The sequence below is a fragment of the Exiguobacterium sp. S3 genome, assembly GCF_018617295.1.
In the GTDB taxonomy this organism is placed as follows: domain Bacteria; phylum Bacillota; class Bacilli; order Exiguobacteriales; family Exiguobacteriaceae; genus Exiguobacterium; species Exiguobacterium profundum.
In genome coordinates, this window is sequence record NZ_JACSJW010000002.1 from 595,732 (window position 1) to 617,393 (window position 21,662).

Here is a 21,662-nt window from a genome sequence, read left to right on the forward strand (position 1 = left end):
GCTATTATCATAGAAAAGCAATCGAATCATACATAACGAGAGCTTTTCAATTTGGATACACAATCGCTTACATACTAGTTTAACATACGGGAGTTTGGTACGATATGTGTTGCGGTAATTCCACACAAGTGTCGACCGACAGAAGTCGACAATCAGACCTGAGACGGAAGGAACGAGTGGACCGACCTGTTAATATGTATGTATGGGGTGACGACATTGTTCCATTATCCAAACGGTAAAAAGGCAAACGTGACAAAGACAACAAAGGGGGAAGGAATTTCGAAGCAATCATCGAATTCTCAAACCTATGCGAATCGCGGAATGAACTTGGAGACGCTGTTAAATGAAACGAATGAGTTTTATCGGATTCATCAACGAGCCGTCATCCACAAAAAACCAACCCCTCTCCAAATCGTCAAAGTCGACTATCCAAAGCGAAGTGCCGCCAAAGTAACGGAAGCCTATTTCAAACAGGCATCTACGACCGATTACAACGGTGTTTATCGTGGTAGGTACATTGACTTTGAAGCGAAAGAAACGAATAATAAGACATCGTTTCCGCTCGGCAATTTTCATGACCACCAAATCGCCCACATGCGTGAGTGTGAACGTCATGGAGGGATTTGTTTTGTCATCATCCGCTTTAGTCGCTATAATACGCAATATGTATTGACCACCGAGCAACTTGTTCAGTGGTGGGAACAACGGTTAACGGGGCGCAAATCGATTCCGCTCAGCTTTATCGAAAAGGAAGCGATTGAAGTTCCGACGAGAGCCTTGCCGTCGATTGATTATTTGACGGTGCTCGATCAATGGCTCGATTGAATAGAAGGAGTGAACCATGAATGGAGCGAAGTAGGGTCGCACGTCGACAAGATTCGACGACGAATAAACGCAAAAAAACTGGGAAACAATCAAAGACGAAAAGTAAGAAACCGATGTGGAAACGCATCTTTTTATTAGGTTTCATGTTATTTATTGCTGCGGTAATCGCATTCGGCGCATATACGGTATATGCCATTGCGACGGCGCCAGAACTAGATGAAGACAAACTTGTCGATACGTATCCGATTCAGTTGCTTTCGGCTGAAGGAGAACCGCTCGAAGGGGCGGGTCAGATTCGAGAGTATGTCTCCATCGACGACATCTCTGAAGTGATGCAACAAGCGGTCGTGTCCATTGAAGACCGTCGTTTCTATGAGCATAACGGGATTGACTTACGTCGAATCGGCGGAGCCGTCGTTGCCAACTTGACAGAGGGTTTCGGTGCAGAAGGTGGATCGACCATCACTCAACAATTGGTCAAGCAGTCGTTCCTTTCGACAGATAAGAAGTTGAAACGTAAGCTTCAAGAACAATGGCTCGCACTCAAACTCGAGCGTGAGTATACGAAAGAACAGATTTTAGAGATGTACTTGAACAAAAACTATTACGGTAGTGGCGGATACGGTGTGCAAACCGCATCGAAACGTTACTTCAATAAGCCGGTCTCTGAGGTCAATTATCAAGAGGCCGCGATTCTCGCAGGTCTCCCGCAACGTCCAAGTGCCTACGATCCAATCAATGGTGATCAGGAGTTGACTCGCTACCGTCAAGAGCAAGTCTTGTCTGCAATGAAACGTGACGGACATATTTCTGAGGAACAATACAATGAGGCACTCGATGTTGCCATTGCTGACGTCATCTCACCAGGTGAAGAGACGGAAGAAGAAGCGTTCACACGTGCGATTTACTCTCGTGTATTGAATGAGTTAGAAGAGGACTATGGTCTTGAACAGTCAGATATTTACGGGACTGGTTTGAAAGTTTATACGTCAATCAACAAAGAGTTACACACAAAACTCAACAGTGATATTAAATCGAATAATGTTAATTTACAAACAAGTAGTTTCCCTGAAGATTTACGAATGGGTGCAACCGTCTTGAATACAAAGACCGGTGAAATTGTCGCTATCGTAGACAGTCAACAGGCGAAGCAAGGTGATACCACATATCGTGACTACTCAAATGAGAAGTATCAAATCGGATCGACAGCTAAACCATTTTTCGATTATGGTCCTGGAATTGAAAATGGGCAGTGGTCGACAGGTAAAGTGTTGCTTGACGCTAAATTAGATGGCACATATAGTCCGAATAACTATTATTCAGGTTTCCGTGGACCAAATACGATGCGCCAATACTTGAAAATTTCAGCGAACACGCCAGCAGTTCGTGCTTTCCAAGAAGTGCGGGATGAGTATGGACAAGAAGCAATCGAATCGTTCGTTAAAAATGTAGGAATCGAACCTTCATATTCTGGCGATGAACTCAACGAATCTAATGCTTTAGGTACGGCAGAAGCGAGCACGACACAGATGGCTGCAGCTTATGCAACACTTGGTGCGAATGGGATGTATACAAAACCGCACTTGATTCAAAAAATTGAATTCAATGATGGTTCAAGTATTAATTCACCGATTAAAGCCAAGCAAGCGATGGAAGATTATACAGCGTATATGTTGACAGACATGCTTCGTGATGTTGTGAGTGCTGAAGGTGGAACTTATGTACCTGGCGCATTCCCATGGGACGTAGCAGGTAAAACGGGTACGACGAACGAGCCTAACTCTACAAATCCGAAAGATAAATGGTTTACTGGTTATTCTACGGATTACTCAATCTCAGTATGGACAGGAAAAACGAAAGATTCGACAGTCGCTTCGTTCGATCCTGACTATGCCCAATACTATTTCGAATATATGATGCAACAAGTGACGAATGCGACGGGACAACCGGATCGATTCCAACGTCCAGACTCAGTCTTGTCACTTGGTAATGAGCTTTATGTAAAAGGAACAAAACCAAAAGATCTTCAACCTGAGAAGTTGGTTGCTCCGACTGGGGCAAGTGTTAACTACGATGAAGAAGGTCAAACCGGTTCTGTCTCATGGTCATACGATTTCGATGGTGCACAAGCCGATGGTTATACGGATATCACGTTCACGGTGACACAAAAGTCAGCCGATGGAAGTGAGCAAGTCGTCGGAACGACCGGGGAGACGAGTGTGAATATTGCAAACTTGGCCGAAGGAGACACAACGTTTACTATTGTCGCAAATGCGTCGAACCCGTTGACGGGAGAACAGCAATCGGCACCGGCACAAGCGAGCTATTCGATTGAACCGAAAGAGGAACCGACGGAAGAAGAGGAAAACCCTACTGATGAGGGGAATTCCGAAGATGAACCATCAGACGAAAATAACGGGAACGGGAATGATAACGGAAACGGGAATGGTAACGGAGACGGAAACGGCGAAGATACCACCGACGAACAAACTCCTGATGAACCGGCTACGGATGAAGGTTCTGGCGAAGGTACAGACGAACCAACTGACGGAGATGATTCAGGAACTCCGTTAGAGGGACAATCCAATGGTGAATCGTCAGACACGAATCGTGGAAACAATAATTCAAACAATGGGAATAACTAAGGAGAGCAGGGCGACATTGTGCGCCCTGTTTTTCGTTTGACTTTGTTATAATGAAAAGAAAGGGAACAGGATGGTGACACATGGTTCAACTCTCTTTAAAACGCAAGATGAAAGTATTACTTGTCATGGATCGACTGCAAGACGATGATTTCGGCGTGCCTCTCGGTGGACATCTCGGGTTAAAGCTTTCACATGTGCTCTTAAAAGAGTCCATACCGTTTGGGCGTCTCATCCAGGACCAAACCGTCGCCGAAGCAATCGGACATGCTTACTTGAAACGAATCGGAGTCGAGACCATGTTCACGGGCGAAGAATCCTATTATCCAGAACTTCTACGTGGCAACCGTCAACTCATCTCAACAAACGAAGATTATTATAAAACGGTGCAACGCTACGTCAAACATCTTTTAGCGGTTCATTCGAAATGTACGAAACTACATACCATCGTCTTGTTCGGACGGTCGACGCAACGTCTGTTTTCAGATGCGCTCTTCCGTCTCGAAGAAGAAAATGAGCATGTCGCTGCTACATTTAAAGACATGGCCATCTTTCAGATGCCCGCTGTATCGAGAGTGGTACGAGATGAACGGATTCATCAAATCCGACAAGTCGTAGCGGACCTTGCACCTTCGAATGCGTAATGAAAGAAGGTGACTAGATGCGAAAATCTCGCTCTGTCGAAGAAATCATAAAAGAATTAAGAGATGATCCTGGTTTTTCAAACCACGTACGTCATTGGCACACGGTCGATGCACGTCCGGCCCAATATGCCCCAATTCCAGAGCAGGTGCCTGAACAATTGGTGAATGTACTTAAGAATCGTGGAATTGAACAGCTGTATACGCATCAAGCCGAGGCTGTGAAACAAACGGCGGCTGGCCATTCGACGGTCATCGTAACACCTACGGCATCAGGAAAAACACTGTGTTATAACTTACCGGTTCTATCCAAGATGATTGAAAAACCTACAGCCCGTGCGCTTTATCTTTACCCGACAAAAGCACTCGCGCAAGATCAAAACAGTGACTTGATGGAGATGGTCGAAGCCCTTGAAGGGAATTTACGATGCTTCACGTATGATGGAGACACATCACCTGCGGCACGAACAAAAGTCCGCGATGCGGGGAATATCGTCATCACGAATCCGGATATGTTACATTCCGGCATCTTACCTCATCATACGAAATGGATTCGTCTTTTTGAGAACTTAGAATATATCGTCGTCGACGAACTCCATACGTATCGTGGCGTGTTTGGTAGTCATGTGGCGAACGTGTTTCGACGCTTGAAGCGAATCTGTGCCTATTATGGCAGTCATCCCAAATGGATCATGACCTCAGCGACCATTGCAAACCCGCTTGAACTTGCCGAGCTATTGACGGAAGAAGAAGTCGTTTTAATCGATCGGAACGGGGCACCTCAAGGGAAGAAACATCTTGTGTTCTACAACCCGCCTGTCGTCAATGAAGCACTCGGAATTCGTCGAAGCGCGACGCTCGAGACGAAACGAATCGCCTCGAGGCTCGTGGAAGCGAACATTCAAACGATTGTATTTGCGCGGTCACGCGTACGTGTCGAGGTGCTATTGACCTATTTGCAGGAATTAACGCGTCGGGAGCTCGGACCAAAGTCTATTGTCGGTTACCGTGGCGGCTATCTTCCATCTGAGCGTAGAGAAATCGAACGGCGGTTACGGAACGGGGAAATCAAGGCGGTCGTCTCGACAAACGCGTTGGAGCTCGGTGTCGATATCGGCCAACTGCAAGCGTGTGTCCTGAATGGGTATCCTGGAACGGTCGCTTCCTTATGGCAGCAGGCTGGCCGGGCCGGACGGCGCCATTCAGAATCACTCGTTGTATTTGTCGCATCCTCGTCATCACTCGACCAACTCGTCGTCGAACAGCCGGACATGATTTTAGATCGTTCACCGGAAGCGGCCCGGCTTGACCCGAATAACTTGATTATTTTAGTAGACCATATCAAATGCGCCGCATTCGAGTTGCCTTTTCAAAAAGGAGAGCGATTCGGAACGGTCGATACGGAAGATATATTAGAGTTTTTGACGGATGCTCACGTCTTGCATGAACGGGCTGATAGATATTATTGGATGACGGATTCATTCCCGGCCCATGACATCTCGCTTCGGACGAGTGATCAAGAAAATGTCGTCATCGTCGATCAGACGGCAAAACATCAAGTCATCGGTGAAATGGACACGTTCAGTGCCATGACGTTGTTACATGATGAAGCGATATACTTGCACGGAGCCGAGCAATATCAGGTCGAAAAACTCGATTTTGAGGAGAAGAAAGCGTATGTTCGCCGAGTTGACGTCGACTACTACACAGATGCGAATTTAGCCGTTGAACTGAAGGTGCTTGAAGAGAATAAGACAGATGGAGCGAAGACGTTTGGTGAGGTATCGGTCATCGCGATGGCCACTTTGTTCAAGAAAATAAAATTTGGGACGCATGAGAACATCGGGTCGGGCCCGATTCATCTACCGGAGCGAGAGCTGCATACGACAGCGACATGGTTCACGTTGGATGAGCGATTCGCCTACTCGGAGGCGGACCTCGAAGATCAACTTGAAGCGGTCAGTGATTTGATGAGACGGCTTGCACCACTCTATCTCATGTGTGATACGCTCGATTTATTCACAACGATTCAGATGAAGTCGACACATACGAGTAAGCCGACCGTCTATCTGTATGACCGCTATCCTGGAGGAATCGGGCTCAGCGAGGCGCTCTTTAAAGATGCAGACATGGTGCTTGAAGCGGCAGAACGGACGGTATCCGACTGTCCGTGTGAGAGCGGATGTCCCCGTTGTGTCGGCATGGTTGGATACGGTGACTTCAAGCAGCAAGTCATTCGTCAGTTGCAAGGATTGAAAGGAACGATATGAAAGCTAAACTATCTAGATTAATCAAAACGAACGAACCTGCCCCAAAAGCTAGTGTTGCGACCCCTGATGAAGTGGAACAGCAAAAGTGGATGGGACAAGGTGGAGAGATCTTGACGTTCGAAGGGGAATGGTGCGTCCGGATCCGGAAGACATATCCCCTTGATGAGGTGTATCATGACTTCAAGTTTGGAGAAGCAGGACAGATGATGGCTCGAACCGAGCATCCGTTTTTCGCCGTCGACTTAGACCCCGACCAAGTCCTGTTCATGGATACGGAGACGACCGGTTTACGTGGGTCTGGAACGTCGATTTTTTTAATCGGGTTTGCGCGGATTCGTGCGGAACAACTTGAAATGATTCAATACGTGCTACCTCATCCGGCGTTTGAAACCGCCTTTTACTATCATTTCTTGCAAGACATCGGAGATGAGGTACGATTCGTCACCTATAACGGGAAGTCATTTGATTGGCCTCAAATCAAGACGAGACACACGTTCGTCAAATCACGGGTGAAACAATTACCTTCAGTGGGTCATGTCGATTTACTTCACGCTGCAAGACGATTGTTAAAACCGAGGCTAGAATCAGTATCATTAAAAGCGGTCGAAGCATACTTTGGTCATGAACGAACGGATGACCTTCCTGGATTCTTGGCACCGATGCACTATTTTCAATACGTCAAAGAGCGGAATCCAGAAATATTGCTGCCGGTCCTTGAGCACCATCATGCGGACTGTTTAAGCCTGGTCTCCTTGTATACGCGTCTCAGTCAACTCGTCACGATCCCGGTAACTGATTTCGGAGAGGAACGTGCCCACTGGCTACATGACCTTGGCGAACAAGATCAAGCGCTGAGGGAGTTTGAGCAACTCCCGAGTCCATCGAAGCGTGCCATCATGCGGCAAGCGATGTTATTAAAACGAGCTGGACGATTTGAGGAAGCCATTCCGCTGTTTGAATCGCTTCATACGATTGAAGGGTACGTCGAACTCGCCAAATATGCAGAGCATAAACAAAAGGACGTGGCTTTAGCGATTGATTACACGGAGCGAGCGTTAGAGATTCTTGATCAAAAGCGGACGGTGTTACGTCAAACGATGCAACGCGAGAAAGATGCGTTAGAACATCGCCGTGCTCGCCTAGAAAGGAAGCGAACATGAAAGTAGTAGCCGTCACAGGATATCGTCCTCATGAACTCGGCATCTTCAAAGCGGATCATCCGGGTATTGAAATCATTCAAGAAGCTTACCGGAAAAAGATACTTGAAGTCATCGAATTAGGTGCTGAATGGTTCATATTTAGTGGAACGAATGGTTGTGAATTGTGGGCCGGACAAGTATTGTTAGAGTTAAGAGAAACATATCCGATTAAAATCGCTGTATTTCCACCGTTCTTAAACATGGATGAGCGCTATAAACCGTTCGAACAAGAACTATTTGTGCAACTGCAACTCGAGGCAGACTTTTTTGAGCCGCTGACACAGCGTCCATACGAAGACCCGAGTCAGCTACGGGCAAAAACGGCGTTCTTTTTAGATAAAGCAGAAGGATTGATCACCTTGTATGACGAAGAAACGGAAGGAAGTCCCCGGTTTCTAGTCGATGGGGCTCGGCGAAAGCCGAACATGGAAGTTTTCTTGATCACACAAGAAGACTTACGAGTCATTGAAGAAGAAAAACAATGGGAACAACAATGGGAGTGATATGATGCAAACGGAATTAACAGCTGAAGCGATTTATAAACAAGAATTCAAGACCGCGTTACGTGGTTATTCACAAGAAGAAGTCGATCAATTTTTAGATGTCGTCATTCGCGATTATGAAAAAATGGCGAAAGAAATCGAGCGTCTTCAAAAAGAAAACGACTCGTTGCGACGGGAACCTGCGCCTGTATCGGAACCGGCTAAACCAGCACAGCCGGTTGCCTCAAATTATGACATGTTACGCCGAATTTCAAATCTCGAAAAAGCGGTCTTTGGAAAGCAAGTCGGTCCAAGCGAATAACGAATAGGGGGTGGGGTCCATGTTGCAAGTGTTAACGGCCACGGAGAAACAACCAGTCAAACAACAGACAAAAAAGCTGTTTCGTGTGAAAGAAGAAGTGATGAAAGCACCAACCTGCTATACAGATCGTCTCGTCGAAAACATCAGACAAACATGTCGATTTGATTGGATGATGATTGAGCAAGTCAAATTAGGGGATGATCTCGTTCATTACGTGCTCGTCGGACCTAAAGGCGTATTCTTGATTCAGTTAAATCGAACTCCAGCCCCCGTCCATATGACGAACCGGGAATGTCGAACCGAGACCTCGATGGGGTGGAAACAGGTTTATCCTCATCCTGTCACGGAATTAGAACGGATGACCAAACAAGTGCGGTCACGATTAAAAAAAGAGTGTAATCAAGCAATTCCCGTCTATTCGTTTTTAATTTTCCCGGAAACGGAACGATTGAAGTTAGAACGAATTAAGGCGAATTGTGGAGATTCATTCGCTCTAGTGGATCAGGTGATCAGTAAAACGAACCTTGAGACGTTGACAGAGCCGCTCGTCAAACAAATCGCCTATTATTGTTCTGAGCGACAAGTACATAAATAAGAAGAAGGCCGAATACCAATCATTCGGCCTTCTTCTTATTTTAAAAGCTCTCTTGCTTTTGCCGCATCATCTCGGTGAACGAACAGTGCAACGCGATCGTCCAAGTTTTTTGCGAGCGGCTTTAATAGTTTGCCGGTCGGTAGTCCTTGTTCCACACGACAGGTGATGCCCTGCTCGGTCAAATAATGATAATCACCTAAGAGTTCTTCACCTTGTTTCCCGAATGCTTCACCGAAACGAACCCACTTTAAGTTGCGAATTGTCCGAATCGAGACCAAAATGACAAACAAAATGGCGAGTACGATGATCAATAATGTTTCCAATGCCTTCAACCCCTTCTTTACACAAGTTTAATGGTGTGGCGAGTTGAAAGCAATATGGAGCGAACGGTATACTGAAATGGAAAAGAGGGGATGAAATGAAAAAACCGATTCAATCGAGACGAGAGGCGATCTCACTCCTAGAAAATCAGCAAGTACTCTATATTCGAATTCATAACGGACAAACGGGCATGATCAAATCGACAGAGGAAGGTATCATCGTGGCCATTCCGAATGAAGAGACAGATCAAATCGATTTCCGAAAATTAGAAGATATCGAGGCGTTTGAAGCGTTTTACGATTTGACGCTCTCGAAACCAGGTATTCTATATGTAAACGTTGAATAGTCATGACATGGAGAGCTTCACCCATACGGTGAGGCTCTCCATTTATACACGTTTAAGAGGAAGGCAGCCAGACGGCCAACTTGTCCTGTAACGGCTTTAAGCGAACGTGATGTTGCTTATGCAACAAATAACCGTCTGGACGAATGACTAATATGCCACGTTTCATAAAGAGTGATTTGGCTAGTTCGTTTCCTTGATCGAAAAACGGGCGACTCGTCTTAGATAAGGTAATCGTTTGAATGAACGGCTGGTTCTTGTTCAAATAGTCATAAATGGACGTCAAATCACGTTTCCCGTCGTCAAATACGAGCACTTGAAACCGTCCGTCCGCGATTTCGGATATTTTTGTCCGAAACCCGTCATCCGTTCGTAAAATCTCAGTCTCCGGAAAGATCTTTCCTTCCGCGACGCGACGAAACGGTAACCGAAGCGCATTCGGATACGATAAATGGAGCTGAGAGATCCGTTCGGTGATTTTTTGGTTGACGAGATTGACGCGAGTGAAGACATCCGCACCGATTGCTTGGAACGGCAAGAGCATCGGGAGGGTCGTCTGCAACATCTCCGTTGCGATATTCGTCGTCTGTAGCACGTTGCGGGCAACATGTTCGCGCTCGTCCCGATAGGTGGACACGACGTGATGGGGAGCGCCATTTTTGAGATGTAACCACAGTTTCCAACCTAAGTTGAAGGCATCCGCTATCCCGGTGTTCATCCCTTGTCCGCCGACCGGGGAGTTAATATGTGCCGCATCCCCCATGAGAATGATGCGATTATGGATGAACGTATCGACCATGCGATTGTGCACACGGAATAAAGAGAACCATTTAACATCGTGAATATGGACCGGCATATGACTGCGTTGCTCCACCAATTCTTGAAGATCCGATTCTTGGAATGATTCATCCGTTCTCAAGTTTCCCGTGATACGAATTGTTTCATCCGTGAGCGGGAAGACTTCAAGCACTCCTCGATCCGAAAAAAAGATATGAACCTCTTCCCGGGATATCGGCCAATCCGCCTTCAAATCGGCTAACACCCAAGCCTCTTTAAATGATTTACCGCTAAACGGAAGGGCGAGCATCCGACGAACCGAGCTGTTTGCTCCATCGGCGGCGACAACATATTTCGCTTCAACGGCACGAGTCATCCCATCAGTCGCGGTCAAATGTGCGATGGTACGGGATGGATATTGGGTAATGGATGACAAGGTTTCCCCGCGCTTCACAACATGTCCATGTTTTCGTAGGGCGCGTTCCAAAATCTCTTCGGTTTCATTTTGACGTAATAACGTCACGAACGGATAAGGGGTCACGAGTTTGGAGAACTCAAGCTTTGCTGTCCACTGTCCCGAAAAATATAGATTCCCCCGCTCAATTGTTCGGGCACGCTCTAGCACTTCTTGCGCAACATCTAAACGAGAAAACACTTCGATGGTCCGCGGCTGGATCCCGATGGCTCGTGAATTGTCCGACGGGGTCGTCTTACGATCAATGATTTGAAAAGATACGCCATATCTGGCTAAGGTGAGTCCGAGCGTCAGGCCGGTTGGTCCGGCACCGACAATCAATACATCTACTTGTTCCTCCACGCTGATCAACTCCTATCATTAATAATGATATTTCCGACATTGGCAGCGACTAAACGAAAAGTAGGGTATAGAACGATATATGATATTCGATGATGGAAGGTGAGTGAGCATTGTGCAGCCATGGATCACAGAAGAACAGATTCGAGATAGTTTTACAATGGATGAAGATTATGAACAGACAGCGGCAGTGTTAATCCCACTCGTTCAAATCGATCAGGAATGGCACGTTGTGTTTGAGGTACGCGCCCACACGATGCGGCAGCAACCTGGGGAGATCTCATTTCCAGGGGGACGCCTTGAGAAAGGAGAAACACCCGTAGAAGCGGCAATCCGGGAAACATGCGAAGAGTTAGAGATTTCTGCAGATAATGTAGAAGTCGTAGGCAAATTGCGACCGCTTGCTACGCCTCATCGTCAATTGATTTATCCGTTTGTCGGAATCCTATCGGAAGTACCGAGTGTGGAAGGGACGGATGAGGTCGATCATTTGTTTACCGTACCGATTTCTACCTTGCTCATGATAGATCCATTCCACGGAGAGATGGAATGGACGATGAGTCCGGATCAAAATATTCCGTTAGATCGATTAGCGAATGCTAAAGCGTACAAAAAACGGGTAATTAAAATGAAAGAACCTTTTTATGAACATGAAGACTACATCATTTGGGGACTTACTGGAAAATTCTTAACACAATTTATTAAACGGATAAAAGAAAACGTATTCAAACGGTTATAATTTCGTTATAATGATAGAAACAAATTTAGATTGGAAGTGAATGGGTGTGTCTGAAGAATTCCTCGTAGGTGATATCGTGAAGTCGACTCGTGAAGGATGGGTCGCTGAAGTGACCGCCGTACTGACCAATACTGTGATTGCAGACGTCTCAATCATGGAAGAGTTTCAACAGCTCGGACTCGAGTTCGAGAAACAAGTTTTACTAAAATCAGAATTGGAATTGATTGAACGCGCCAGCTGACCTTTTTCTGAAAGGGATGATTCAGGTGTCCATTGACAAAAAAGTACGTGAATGGCAAGAGGCGGGTTTATTGGATGAAGCGACGGGGTTAAGACTAGTCGACTATGAACATAAACGACGGGCGGCTAGTGAGCAACATGATCACAAGCCGCCCGTTTTGGTCATTGTCGGATCCATTTTGTTGGCTCTTAGCCTTTTCAGTTTCGTCGCAGCCAACTGGCAAGCGATTCCTGACCTTTTGAAAATCGGTTTGTTTCTTCTATTTATGGTTGGATTTTATGTGTTTGCCGAGCGAGTTCGCTTGAAAACACCAAGATATGTCACGCCGTTACGTGTACTAGGATTCGTTTTCTTTATCGCGACCATGGCGGTCATCTTCACAACGTATAATCTGTCGGGTCAGTTGACGTTTCTGTTCTGGATTGTCTTCACGATGGCAGTACTTCACCGAATCATATATGAGCACGTCATTTTCTCCATGATCACCGCAATCGCTGCCTTTTTAGCCATCACAAATAGTTTTGAAAGCATCGGGCTGATTTTGATTGGGATTGCTCTAATCGTGACATGGATCTGGTTCCATTTTGTTGATGAATCATTAGACCGTTCGTTCGCATGGCTTACTTTTTACGGGATTCTCAACATTTTTGGTCAATATGTTGACTATGAAGGTAGACTATGGCCACTTTGGTCACTCGTCATTATGCACGCATTGCTTTTAATTTATCGAAAACGAGCTGGATGGCAAGTCACATATTTATTTGTCGCTGCGGTCCTTTCGATTGGCTATTTAGTGAACGTAACTGAAAGTTGGCTTTCCCAAAGACCACCCTCGATTTTAGAAGCAACACTTTTATCGATTGCGCTTGTTGCTGTCTACTTGATCCATCGTCGGAGCGATCTTTTGTGGGTAAGTTTTCTTGCGGTGATTCCCTTTGCATTGTTCGAGGATTCTGGAGTACTACTGGCGGTATTAATTGAAATAGTCGCACTAGCGTACTTGGTTCGCCAAGACATGATGAGGCAACGAACAATTTTCGCCTTCATCTATTTTTTAATCGTTCAGATGACCATCTACTTCATTTATGTGTGGGATCGACTTGATATTTCCCTCTTCTTCTTAATTGGTGCACTGATTGTCTTTGCGTTGTCACTCGGACTATGGTGGCGTAACCGTTCAAGAAGGGATGTGACGACATGAAACGGTTTTCTGTTTGGATCATCCCGGCTGTTCAAGTCTTGGTTGCCATCCTCTTTGTGATTCTCGTGTATGCCATTTCGTGGGTCGGGGAGTCGTACACGTTTAAAGGGTCTTCGTTCGAGCCGTATGATCCTTATTTTGGGGATTCCATTTATCTCGAATATGATGCGTTCAAAGGACGACAAGATGTCGACACCGGAACGGTATATGTCTCCTTTAAAGAAGAGGAAGATGGCTATGCTGTCATCGATCGGATTGAGTCGAAACCGTTTTTTGGTGGTATTCGGGCAAACTATTATGATCGACTTCTTTATATAGAAGAAATGGGTTCGTATCGTGTGTCTCAAGATGAGATGAATGAGATAAAAGGAAAGCAATCGTTCACGGTTCAAGTTGATGTCGCACCGTGGGGTATGCTCAGAATGTATGAAATTGAGTCAAATGAATAAGATTTAATCATGACAGGAAGATTACAGGTTTGTTACACGATTGATTGTAACGAATCTGTAATTTTTTTGTGAACCTAAGGAATATCAACGTTTTTTTCAATTGTTACAATCTGTAACCAATTTTTTCGTCATATGTCAGGAATGTTTCACTTCGATAAAATCACTACTTTGACAGGACCTGTCGTGGTAAATTAACATCTGTTCGTTACATAACGAGAAAGGTGATGACCTTACTACGATGAAATTATTAAAATATATGATCGTCATTGGAGCTACGATAATGGGGCTGTTCACATTCATGGATCAAGCAGATGCTGCTCAGATCGGAATCGGGACAGAACAGAAAATCGTACAAAACCCGCTTGAACTAGAACGACAAGCTATTGAAGAAGAACGACAAAAAGAAATCGCCCACCAAAAAAAACTTGCTGAAGAAAAACGTATCGCAGAAGAGAAACGGATCGAAGCAGAACGTCTTGCGGAAGAGAAAGCAAAAGAAGAAGCCGAGAAAGCAAAGCTAGCGAAACTTGAAGCAGAACGAAAAGCGGAAGAGGAGCGAAAAGCAGCGGAACAGGCAACAGCTGCAAAAACGTCGACTTCAGCTACGCAAACAGTCAGTGCGACACCGGTATCTACATCTAAAAAGGTCATTACAGTCGAATCTACGGCTTATTCAAATGATGTTGCAGATAACAAGGCGTACGGCGGTCGTGTGTTAACGGCCACGGGTCATGATGTGACCGACTCGATTTATTATAACGGGATGCGAATTATCGCAGTCGACCCAGCCATCATTCCTTTAGGGTCAAAAGTCCATATTCAAGGTGTCGGTGATGCAATCGCCCTTGATACAGGTGGCCGAATCAAAGGTCATATCGTCGATTTATTAGTCGATTCAAAACAGGACGCGATCCAATGGGGGCGTCGACATATTGAAGTAACGCTATACTAAAAATCAGGTTCTCCAATCGGAGAGCCTTTTTTTGTTTAACAAAGTTGAGAAACGGGCAAAATACTATTTGAATTTCCATTTTGGAAATAGTCGAGGAGGGATCAGGTTGATTGAGTTTCGTGATGTATCAAAACGTTATGAAGACGGGACGTTAGCCGTCAAAGATTTGAGTTTAACTGTAGAAAAAGGAGAAATATTTGTATTGATCGGTCCTTCAGGTTGTGGCAAGACCACGACGATGAAAATGGTCAATCGATTAATCGATCATACGGACGGAAAAATTTTAATCGATGGAAAAGAAATCTATCAATTCGATATTTTTGAGTTACGTCGTAATATCGGTTATGTACTCCAACAGATTGCATTATTCCCTCACTTAACAGTGGAAGAAAATATCTCTGTCGTACCGGAATTATTAAAGTGGAAAAAAGACCGAACAAAAGAGCGAGTGACCGAATTGATGAAAATCGCCGGACTGGACCCGAAACTTCGCTCGAAGAAGCCAGCAGAATTATCAGGAGGACAACAGCAGCGCGTAGGCGTGTTGCGTGCTTTAGCTGCAGACCCGGACGTCATCCTCATGGACGAACCCTTTTCTGCGCTTGATCCGATCAGCCGTGGTCAATTGCAAGATGATATTAAGCGCTTGAATGACGAACTTGGCAAAACGATCTTGTTTGTCACACACGACATGCAAGAAGCGATGAAGCTTGGTGATCGCATCGCGTTAATGCGTGATGGGGAACTCATGCTAGTCGGTACACCAGAAGAAATCTTGGCGAGTGAAGATCCGTTCGTCTTAGAATTTACACAACGTGGAAGAGGTGAGCTAGATGCTTGAGACGTTCCAAAATAGACAAGGACAACTTGTCGAGGCACTGATTGAGCACTTGCAGCTCTCTGTCGTATCGCTTTTGATTGCCGTCTTAATTGCCGTGCCATTGGGAATCTGGCTGACGCGACGTAAGAAAATCGCCGAAACCGCCATTGGCGTCACCGCGATTATTCAAACGATTCCATCCCTTGCCTTACTCGGATTAATGATTCCACTCGTTGGAATCGGAGCACTTCCTGCCATTATAGCGCTTGTCTTATATGCGCTGCTCCCTATTTTACGAAACACGTTCACTGGGTTGAATGAAGTGGATAAATCGTTATTAGAAGCTGCTCGAGCTTGTGGGATGAAACCGAATCAAAGTTTGATGAAAGTCGAACTTCCACTCGCGCTCCCGGTCATCATGGCTGGTATCCGTACAGCGATGGTTCTGATTGTCGGGACTGCGACGCTCGCCGCTTTAGTCGGAGCAGGCGGACTCGGTACATTGATCTTGCTTGGGATTAACCGGAACGACAATTACTTAATTTTACTCGGTGCCATCCCTGCCGCCATTTTGGCACTCCTATTTGACTTCTTGTTGCGTCAGATGGAAGGTGCGACAGCGACACGCAATAAGACGAAGTTGATTGCCGTCTCGACCGTACTCGCGCTCATCATCATCACACCGCTTGCGTTTGGTCGTTCGCAACAAACAGACTTGGTCGTTGCCGGAAAACTTGGTCCTGAGCCAGAGATATTAATGAACATGTATAAATTATTAATTGAAGAAGAAACGGATTTGACCGTATCGGTGAAACCGAACTTTGGGGAAACAACATTCGTATGGGGGGCCCTCCAGTCAGGGGATGTCGATATTTACCCTGAATTCACTGGGACCGCACTCGCGAGTCTCGTCAAAGAAACGCCTGAGTCAAACGATGCCGGTGAAGTGTACGAGCAAGCAAGAGAAGCGCTTGCGGAAGATGGGTATGTGATGCTCGAACCGATGAAATTTAACAACACGTATGCACTCGCTATTCCACGTGATTATGCAGAGGCGGAAGGCATTACGGCCATTTCTGATTTACGGAATGTCGAGTCGGACATCAAGGCCGGTTTCACGCTTGAATTCACGGACCGTGAAGACGGATACCCAGGACTTCAAAACGAGTATGGATTCGATTTCCCATCTGTCGTCTCGATGGAGCAAAAACTGCGTTATCGTGCCATCTCACGAGGAGATGTCAATTTAGTAGACGCCTATGCGACGGACCCTGATATTGCCGAGAACGACCTGGTCGTCTTAGAAGACGATCGTCAATTCTTCCCACCATACCAGGGAGCGCCACTCATGAAGGAAGAGACACTTGAAGAGTATCCAGAAATCGAGGATGCGCTCAATCAGCTCGCAGGTAAAATCACAGACGAACAAATGTCTGAATTGAATCGACGGGTCGCGTACGGAAATGAACGCGCGTACGATGTAGCGAAAGACTTCTTAGAACAGGAAGGATTACTATGAGAGCTTTGATTATTTCGAATCCGAAGTCCGGTACGAGCGAAACGATGCTCGGCGAAGTCATCGGAACGATTGAATCGCTCTATGAAGAAATCATCATCAAAAAGACACAGGAAATCGGGGACGCGCTCCGATTCGCCGAAACAAGCGAATCGTTCGACCATCTGATTGTCATTGGCGGGGACGGTACGCTAAACGAAGTAGTGAATGGGTTAATGACCTTACAGCGCGAGGAACGGCCGACAGTGGGCATCATTCCAGCAGGAACATGTAATGACTTCGCACGAGCGCTTGAACTGCCAATTCAACCGACACAGGCTGCTCAAATCATTCGTTCCTCTCACGAACAATATGTCGATGTCATTCAAGTCGATGAGATGTATGCGCTCAATTTCGTAGGCGTCGGTTTGATCGCGGATACATCTCGTCAAATCGATCCGGATGAAAAAGAATCATTAGGCTCAATCGGATATTTTTTAGCGACCATCCGTCAGTTCCGTGAAGCGGACCCATTCAACATCACGCTTCGGCGGGGCAGTGAAGTAATATATGACGGTGACGTTAGTTTTCTCTATGTTGGGAACGGGAGTTATCTTGGTACGGTCCCGACCAAACTAGAGACACAATCGTTTTCCGATGGTTTGCTAGAAGTCGTTCATAGTTCGGCAATCGGATTTCCCATGATTCGACAGCTGTTGGCCCAACAACTCGGTCTCGATCAGAAGTCGACGGAGTGGAATCACTTCCAGGCTTCTCATATCGAGCTAGAATTGAATGCGCCACAAATCATCGATGTCGATGGGGAGCACTTCGAAGCAGACAAATTGTCGATCCGAATCCGAGAGCGTGCCCTCACCTTTTTAACGCCATAAAGCATCAACAGAGAAAAGTATTCAGACTTTTCTCTGTTTTTTTGTTGTTCTCATCTTGGAACCATGTTAGTATTTCACTATTATTATGAAAATGAAATGAAAAACAGGAAGTAGGGGTAATCATGGCGCAAAATTCATTCGCCTCAAAAATTGGATTCATACTAGCTGCCGCAGGGTCGGCAATCGGTTTAGGTGCAATCTGGAAATTTCCATATGTCACCGGAACGAGCGGTGGCGGTGCCTTTTTACTCATGTTTTTGGCGTTCACATTATTACTTGGTCTGCCATTATTGATTGGTGAATTCATTGTCGGACGTTCGACTCAAAAGACTGCACTTCTCGCTTTCAAACAGTTAGGGCATGGTCGCTGGACCATTATCGGTTATTTGGGTGTCATTGCTTGTTTCTTGTTACTTTCCTTCTATAGTGTTATTGGAGGATGGGTTCTCATCTATATCGGACTCGGTTTAAGTGGAACGCTCAGTGGACGTTCTGCAGACGAATTCGGTGAAGTGTTTGGGAACGTCGTTTCCACACCAGGTATCGCCGTACTCGGACAATTCTTATTCCTCTTCATTACACTATTAATTGTCTTACGTGGCGTTGAAGCGGGGATTGAACGGATGAGTAAAATTTTGATGCCACTCTTGTTCATCAGTTTCTTAGTTCTAGTAGTCCGCTCGTTGACGCTTGACGGGGCGATGGAAGGGGTTCGCTTCTTCTTACAGCCTGACTTCTCTGCATTGACTGGTGAATCGGTATTGTTTGCCCTCGGACAGGCGTTCTTCTCCTTATCGTTGGGGGTCGCAGCGATGCTGACATATGCGTCTTATATTAAGACGAAAGGAACATTGAACCGTTCAGCGAACATGATCGTCTTATTGAACATTGCGGTTTCACTTTTAGCAGGACTAGCCATCTTCCCGGCAGTCTTTGCATCAGGTCTTGATCCGGCTGAAGGTCCAGCGTTACTCTTCGTTGTTTTACCGGCAGTCTTCAACCAAGTACCGCTCGGTGGATTCTTCATGGTCTTGTTCTTCTTATTGTTTGCTTTCGCATCGATCACATCGTCGATTGCCATGTTAGAAGTCGTCGTCGCAGGTGTGACCGACCGTCTGAATGAGAAGAAATTGTCATGGACGAAAAAGAAAGTGACGGTGACAGCCGCCCTTCTCGTCTTCATCTTGGGAGTACCATCCGCGCTGTCGTTCGGACTCTTGAGTGATGTACAGATTTGGAACGGTCGGACGTTCTTCGATACGATGGACTATCTCGTCAGCTACATTTTAATGCCGACGGGTGCACTCTTGACTTCCATCTTTGTCGGATATGTCGTTGACCAACGTGTCCTAAAGGATGAAATCGAAACATCCAAACCTGGTGTGAAGCTTTACCCAATCTGGCATGCGCTCATTCGCTATGTCATTCCTGTAACTGTCGCGATCGTCATGGTTTCTACATGGATCACCACATAACAAACGAACCGTAGGCTCTATGAGTCTACGGTTTTTTTCGTCTCGCAACGGGAAAGTAGTCGATATAGGTAGTTGATTCTACACCTGTGGACGGAGGTATCGACGAATTTTATTATGCTAAAATGATAGGGATGACGAAACTTTTGTTGAGTGGTTTCGTAATGTACAATAGAAGTAACATGAGATGAGGTGAAAAGAATGAAAACATGGATGAAATGGGCCCTGACAGGGGCAGTCATATACTTTGCCATTAACGTATTCGATTTCTCCTGGTTATTCATTATTGTAGGGGCGCTCGTCTTGAATGAAGTGTGGTCGACGAACAAGCGCAAACATCGTCAACGAACACCGACAACGGTGGCAAAACGTGCCAAGAAAAAACTGTTGCTCGATGAGGAAGAATCGTTCTCTGGATCGAGGATTTTAAAACCGATCGAAGAGCCGATGCCTACACGACAATTCGAGGCGACAGATGATTTAGAACTTCAATTTTTACAACGGACGATTGAGCAAGGATATGAGAAATTACAACAGATTGACCGTGTCCTACCAGATATTAAGGATGTGGAAGTAAGGCGTGAAATGAAGGCCGTCTCGAAAGAAGCACATGAATTGTTCGAGGAACTCTTCGAAAATCCACAAGACGCCAAGCATGTTCGTGACCTGTTCACATTCTATTTAGATTCCCTCGTCTCGGTCGTCTTGAAATTTAAAGAACTTGAAGGAAAACGAGTCGTCATTCAAGAAGAGACTCGGGAACAATTAATCACAAATATGCGACTAATTGTCGATAAATTTAAAGAACAACGCGGACGTCTCCTTGAAGATGACGCCGTAGACTTTGAACGCGAACTGATCATGATGGAGCGGGTTTTATCTGATCAGCCGGAAGGGAGAAAGAAACATGACTTCATCGAATGAAACGAACTGGCAGTCATGGCCGGAAGAAGAACTGACTTCTGATACGAAAACAAAAACCGAGACGGAGGGGTTCAGTGACCCATCTGTCGAATGGTCATCTGTTACACAGCCACATGAAGTGCCGGCCATTCAAGCGAAACCGGACGTGCCTCAAGAGCATCGTGAGCGCATCACGCGATTGGCTGAATCCATTGATATTAAGAAGACAGACTCTGTCATGTTGTTCGGGTCGAACGTCCAACGTGAACTTTCCCAATTCTCTGATCAAATTTTGACGGAAGTGCGGATGAAAGATGGCGGCGATGCCGGGAAACTGTTGTCTGATTTGATGCAAAACGTCCGTAAGATGGACCCGGATATGCTTCAACCGGAGAAAAAGAGTTTCATGGACAATATCCCACTCATCGGTCGTGCGAAGAAGAAGGCTGAAAACTATAAGCTTCAGTTCGAAAAAATGAACGTCTATTTGGAAGAGGTCATCCATAACCTCGATCGTGCGAAGTTTGGTCTCATGAAAGACATCACGATGCTCGATCAGATGTATGATAAGAACAAGCGGTATTTCGAAGAGTTGAACGTCTATATCGCTGCGGGTGAGACAAAGCTTGACCATGTACGGGAACATGAGATTGCTCCGTTACGTCAAGAAGTAGAAATTTCTAAAGATCAATCGAAGCTTCAACAATTGAACGATATGATTCAATTGGCGGACCGTTTTGAGAAAAAGTTGCACGACTTAAAATTGAGTCGTACGATCAGCCTCCAAATGGCACCTCAGATTCGGGTCATTCAGCAGAACAACCAAATCCTTGCTGAAAAGATCGAGTCAGCGGTCGTCAACACGATTCCGCTTTGGAAAAACCAAGTCGTTCTCGCGCTCAGCTTGACGCGCCAGAAAACGGCACTTCGTATGCAACAGGACGTGACGAAGACGACAAACCAACTGCTTGAGCAGAACTCGAAGATGCTCAAAGATTCATCGATTGAAATCGCTCAAGAGAATGAAAAAGGGATTGTCTCTGTTGAATCACTGAAAGTCGCTCACGAGAACTTACTCTCCACGTTGGATGAAACGTTACGCATCCAGCAAGAAGGGAAACAAAAACGTCGTGACGCCGAGCGCGAACTTGACCGCATGGAGCACGAATTGAAAGAGAAGGTCATCGAAATCGCCTCGAAAAATAAAGAACTACCAAAGGACACTGGATATTAAAGGGGGAAGTCTGAGCAATCAGACTTTCCTTT

21 protein-coding genes and 1 pseudogene are annotated in these 21,662 nt (G+C 45.7%); 20 read left to right on the top strand and 2 right to left on the bottom strand.

What is annotated here, in order from left to right; translation table 11 throughout:
- Positions 1-198: 198 nt before the first annotated feature.
- The 8 genes from recU to KNO65_RS08060 all read left to right on the top strand — a co-directional run bounded on the left by recU (position 199) and on the right by KNO65_RS08060 (position 8,976).
- Positions 199-825, top strand: coding sequence for a Holliday junction resolvase RecU (gene recU, locus KNO65_RS08025; protein WP_015881499.1), 627 nt, complete (start codon positions 199-201; stop codon positions 823-825).
- A 20-nt stretch (positions 826-845) separates the two neighbouring features.
- A complete protein-coding gene (locus KNO65_RS08030; protein ID WP_214783061.1) occupies positions 846-3,470 on the top strand; it encodes a transglycosylase domain-containing protein in 2,625 nt (874 codons plus the stop codon).
- A gap of 80 nt (positions 3,471-3,550) precedes the next feature.
- Complete coding sequence (locus tag KNO65_RS08035) at positions 3,551-4,111, top strand: hypothetical protein (protein WP_159562151.1); 561 nt, start codon at positions 3,551-3,553, stop codon at positions 4,109-4,111.
- Between the two features lie 17 nt (positions 4,112-4,128).
- Positions 4,129-6,378, top strand: a complete 2,250-nt coding sequence (locus KNO65_RS08040; RefSeq protein WP_214783064.1) for a DEAD/DEAH box helicase — start codon at positions 4,129-4,131, stop codon at positions 6,376-6,378.
- Positions 6,375-7,538: a ribonuclease H-like domain-containing protein gene (locus KNO65_RS08045; protein ID WP_214783067.1), complete on the top strand. Its 1,164-nt coding sequence runs from the start codon at positions 6,375-6,377 to the stop codon at positions 7,536-7,538. The genes KNO65_RS08040 and KNO65_RS08045 overlap by 4 nt, the downstream gene beginning before the upstream one ends.
- Positions 7,535-8,080 (top strand): SLOG family protein, encoded by a 546-nt coding sequence (locus KNO65_RS08050; RefSeq protein WP_047795387.1) that lies wholly within the window; start codon positions 7,535-7,537, stop codon positions 8,078-8,080. The genes KNO65_RS08045 and KNO65_RS08050 overlap by 4 nt, the downstream gene beginning before the upstream one ends.
- 4 nt (positions 8,081-8,084) lie before the next feature.
- Positions 8,085-8,381, top strand: a complete 297-nt coding sequence (gene gpsB, locus KNO65_RS08055) for a cell division regulator GpsB (protein ID WP_012726115.1) — start codon at positions 8,085-8,087, stop codon at positions 8,379-8,381.
- Positions 8,382-8,400: 19 nt separating this feature from the next.
- Positions 8,401-8,976 (top strand): NERD domain-containing protein, encoded by a 576-nt coding sequence (locus KNO65_RS08060; RefSeq protein WP_159562155.1) that lies wholly within the window; start codon positions 8,401-8,403, stop codon positions 8,974-8,976.
- 35 nt (positions 8,977-9,011) lie between these two features.
- Here the strand turns inward: KNO65_RS08060 and KNO65_RS08065 are convergent, their stop codons facing one another.
- Positions 9,012-9,299: a hypothetical protein gene (locus tag KNO65_RS08065; protein ID WP_012726117.1), complete on the bottom strand. Its 288-nt coding sequence runs from the start codon at positions 9,297-9,299 to the stop codon at positions 9,012-9,014.
- Between the two features lie 95 nt (positions 9,300-9,394).
- Here KNO65_RS08065 and KNO65_RS08070 point away from each other — a divergent pair, with 95 nt between their 5' ends.
- Positions 9,395-9,643 carry a hypothetical protein gene (locus KNO65_RS08070; RefSeq protein WP_012726118.1) on the top strand — a complete coding sequence of 83 codons (249 nt, stop codon included), beginning with the start codon at positions 9,395-9,397 and terminating at the stop codon, positions 9,641-9,643.
- Positions 9,644-9,695: 52 nt separating this feature from the next.
- On the opposite strand, the gene KNO65_RS08075 is transcribed toward KNO65_RS08070, so the two are convergent.
- Positions 9,696-11,234, bottom strand: coding sequence for an FAD-dependent monooxygenase (locus KNO65_RS08075; protein ID WP_214783070.1), 1,539 nt, complete (start codon positions 11,232-11,234; stop codon positions 9,696-9,698).
- A gap of 112 nt (positions 11,235-11,346) precedes the next feature.
- Here KNO65_RS08075 and KNO65_RS08080 point away from each other — a divergent pair, with 112 nt between their 5' ends.
- The 11 genes and pseudogenes from KNO65_RS08080 to KNO65_RS08130 all read left to right on the top strand — a co-directional run bounded on the left by KNO65_RS08080 (position 11,347) and on the right by KNO65_RS08130 (position 21,630).
- Positions 11,347-11,970, top strand: coding sequence for an NUDIX hydrolase (locus tag KNO65_RS08080; RefSeq protein ID WP_264092442.1), 624 nt, complete (start codon positions 11,347-11,349; stop codon positions 11,968-11,970).
- A gap of 40 nt (positions 11,971-12,010) precedes the next feature.
- Positions 12,011-12,211 carry a DUF2187 family protein gene (locus KNO65_RS08085; protein WP_026826130.1) on the top strand — a complete coding sequence of 67 codons (201 nt, stop codon included), beginning with the start codon at positions 12,011-12,013 and terminating at the stop codon, positions 12,209-12,211.
- Between the two features lie 16 nt (positions 12,212-12,227).
- Positions 12,228-13,412 (top strand): DUF2157 domain-containing protein, encoded by a 1,185-nt coding sequence (locus KNO65_RS08090; RefSeq protein WP_251131693.1) that lies wholly within the window; start codon positions 12,228-12,230, stop codon positions 13,410-13,412.
- Positions 13,409-13,861: a GDYXXLXY domain-containing protein gene (locus tag KNO65_RS08095; protein WP_214783078.1), complete on the top strand. Its 453-nt coding sequence runs from the start codon at positions 13,409-13,411 to the stop codon at positions 13,859-13,861. Before KNO65_RS08090 ends, KNO65_RS08095 begins: the two co-directional genes overlap by 4 nt.
- 238 nt (positions 13,862-14,099) lie before the next feature.
- Entirely contained in the window at positions 14,100-14,813 is a 714-nt protein-coding gene (locus tag KNO65_RS08100; protein ID WP_251131674.1) for a 3D domain-containing protein, read from the top strand.
- A gap of 106 nt (positions 14,814-14,919) precedes the next feature.
- Positions 14,920-15,636, top strand: a pseudogene (locus KNO65_RS08105) (ABC transporter ATP-binding protein); the annotation flags it as partial.
- Between the two features lie 10 nt (positions 15,637-15,646).
- Complete coding sequence (locus KNO65_RS08110) at positions 15,647-17,152, top strand: ABC transporter permease/substrate-binding protein (RefSeq protein WP_012726126.1); 1,506 nt, start codon at positions 15,647-15,649, stop codon at positions 17,150-17,152.
- The gene (locus KNO65_RS08115) at positions 17,149-18,021 is read left to right on the top strand and encodes a diacylglycerol/lipid kinase family protein (protein ID WP_214734163.1); all 873 of its coding nucleotides are present in this window, start codon (positions 17,149-17,151) and stop codon (positions 18,019-18,021) included. The genes KNO65_RS08110 and KNO65_RS08115 overlap by 4 nt, the downstream gene beginning before the upstream one ends.
- 122 nt (positions 18,022-18,143) lie before the next feature.
- Entirely contained in the window at positions 18,144-19,496 is a 1,353-nt protein-coding gene (locus KNO65_RS08120; RefSeq protein ID WP_214783081.1) for a sodium-dependent transporter, read from the top strand.
- A gap of 198 nt (positions 19,497-19,694) precedes the next feature.
- Entirely contained in the window at positions 19,695-20,417 is a 723-nt protein-coding gene (locus tag KNO65_RS08125) for a 5-bromo-4-chloroindolyl phosphate hydrolysis family protein (RefSeq protein WP_012726129.1), read from the top strand.
- Positions 20,401-21,630: a toxic anion resistance protein gene (locus KNO65_RS08130; RefSeq protein ID WP_012726130.1), complete on the top strand. Its 1,230-nt coding sequence runs from the start codon at positions 20,401-20,403 to the stop codon at positions 21,628-21,630. Before KNO65_RS08125 ends, KNO65_RS08130 begins: the two co-directional genes overlap by 17 nt.
- Positions 21,631-21,662 lie beyond the last annotated feature (32 nt).

Excerpts from the sequence above, each read along its gene's own strand:
- recU (WP_015881499.1), top strand. The coding sequence starts at position 199 with ATGTATGGGGTGACGACATTGTTCCATTATCCAAACGGTAAAAAGGCA.
- KNO65_RS08030 (WP_214783061.1), top strand. The coding sequence starts at position 846 with ATGGAGCGAAGTAGGGTCGCACGTCGACAAGATTCGACGACGAATAAA.
- KNO65_RS08035 (WP_159562151.1), top strand. The coding sequence starts at position 3,551 with ATGGTTCAACTCTCTTTAAAACGCAAGATGAAAGTATTACTTGTCATG.
- KNO65_RS08040 (WP_214783064.1), top strand. The coding sequence starts at position 4,129 with ATGCGAAAATCTCGCTCTGTCGAAGAAATCATAAAAGAATTAAGAGAT.
- KNO65_RS08045 (WP_214783067.1), top strand. The coding sequence starts at position 6,375 with ATGAAAGCTAAACTATCTAGATTAATCAAAACGAACGAACCTGCCCCA.
- KNO65_RS08050 (WP_047795387.1), top strand. The coding sequence starts at position 7,535 with ATGAAAGTAGTAGCCGTCACAGGATATCGTCCTCATGAACTCGGCATC.
- gpsB (WP_012726115.1), top strand. The coding sequence starts at position 8,085 with ATGCAAACGGAATTAACAGCTGAAGCGATTTATAAACAAGAATTCAAG.
- KNO65_RS08060 (WP_159562155.1), top strand. The coding sequence starts at position 8,401 with ATGTTGCAAGTGTTAACGGCCACGGAGAAACAACCAGTCAAACAACAG.
- KNO65_RS08070 (WP_012726118.1), top strand. The coding sequence starts at position 9,395 with ATGAAAAAACCGATTCAATCGAGACGAGAGGCGATCTCACTCCTAGAA.
- KNO65_RS08085 (WP_026826130.1), top strand. The coding sequence starts at position 12,011 with ATGGGTGTGTCTGAAGAATTCCTCGTAGGTGATATCGTGAAGTCGACT.
- KNO65_RS08090 (WP_251131693.1), top strand. The coding sequence starts at position 12,228 with ATGATTCAGGTGTCCATTGACAAAAAAGTACGTGAATGGCAAGAGGCG.
- KNO65_RS08095 (WP_214783078.1), top strand. The coding sequence starts at position 13,409 with ATGAAACGGTTTTCTGTTTGGATCATCCCGGCTGTTCAAGTCTTGGTT.
- KNO65_RS08100 (WP_251131674.1), top strand. The coding sequence starts at position 14,100 with ATGAAATTATTAAAATATATGATCGTCATTGGAGCTACGATAATGGGG.
- KNO65_RS08110 (WP_012726126.1), top strand. The coding sequence starts at position 15,647 with ATGCTTGAGACGTTCCAAAATAGACAAGGACAACTTGTCGAGGCACTG.
- KNO65_RS08115 (WP_214734163.1), top strand. The coding sequence starts at position 17,149 with ATGAGAGCTTTGATTATTTCGAATCCGAAGTCCGGTACGAGCGAAACG.
- KNO65_RS08120 (WP_214783081.1), top strand. The coding sequence starts at position 18,144 with ATGGCGCAAAATTCATTCGCCTCAAAAATTGGATTCATACTAGCTGCC.
- KNO65_RS08125 (WP_012726129.1), top strand. The coding sequence starts at position 19,695 with ATGAAAACATGGATGAAATGGGCCCTGACAGGGGCAGTCATATACTTT.
- KNO65_RS08130 (WP_012726130.1), top strand. The coding sequence starts at position 20,401 with ATGACTTCATCGAATGAAACGAACTGGCAGTCATGGCCGGAAGAAGAA.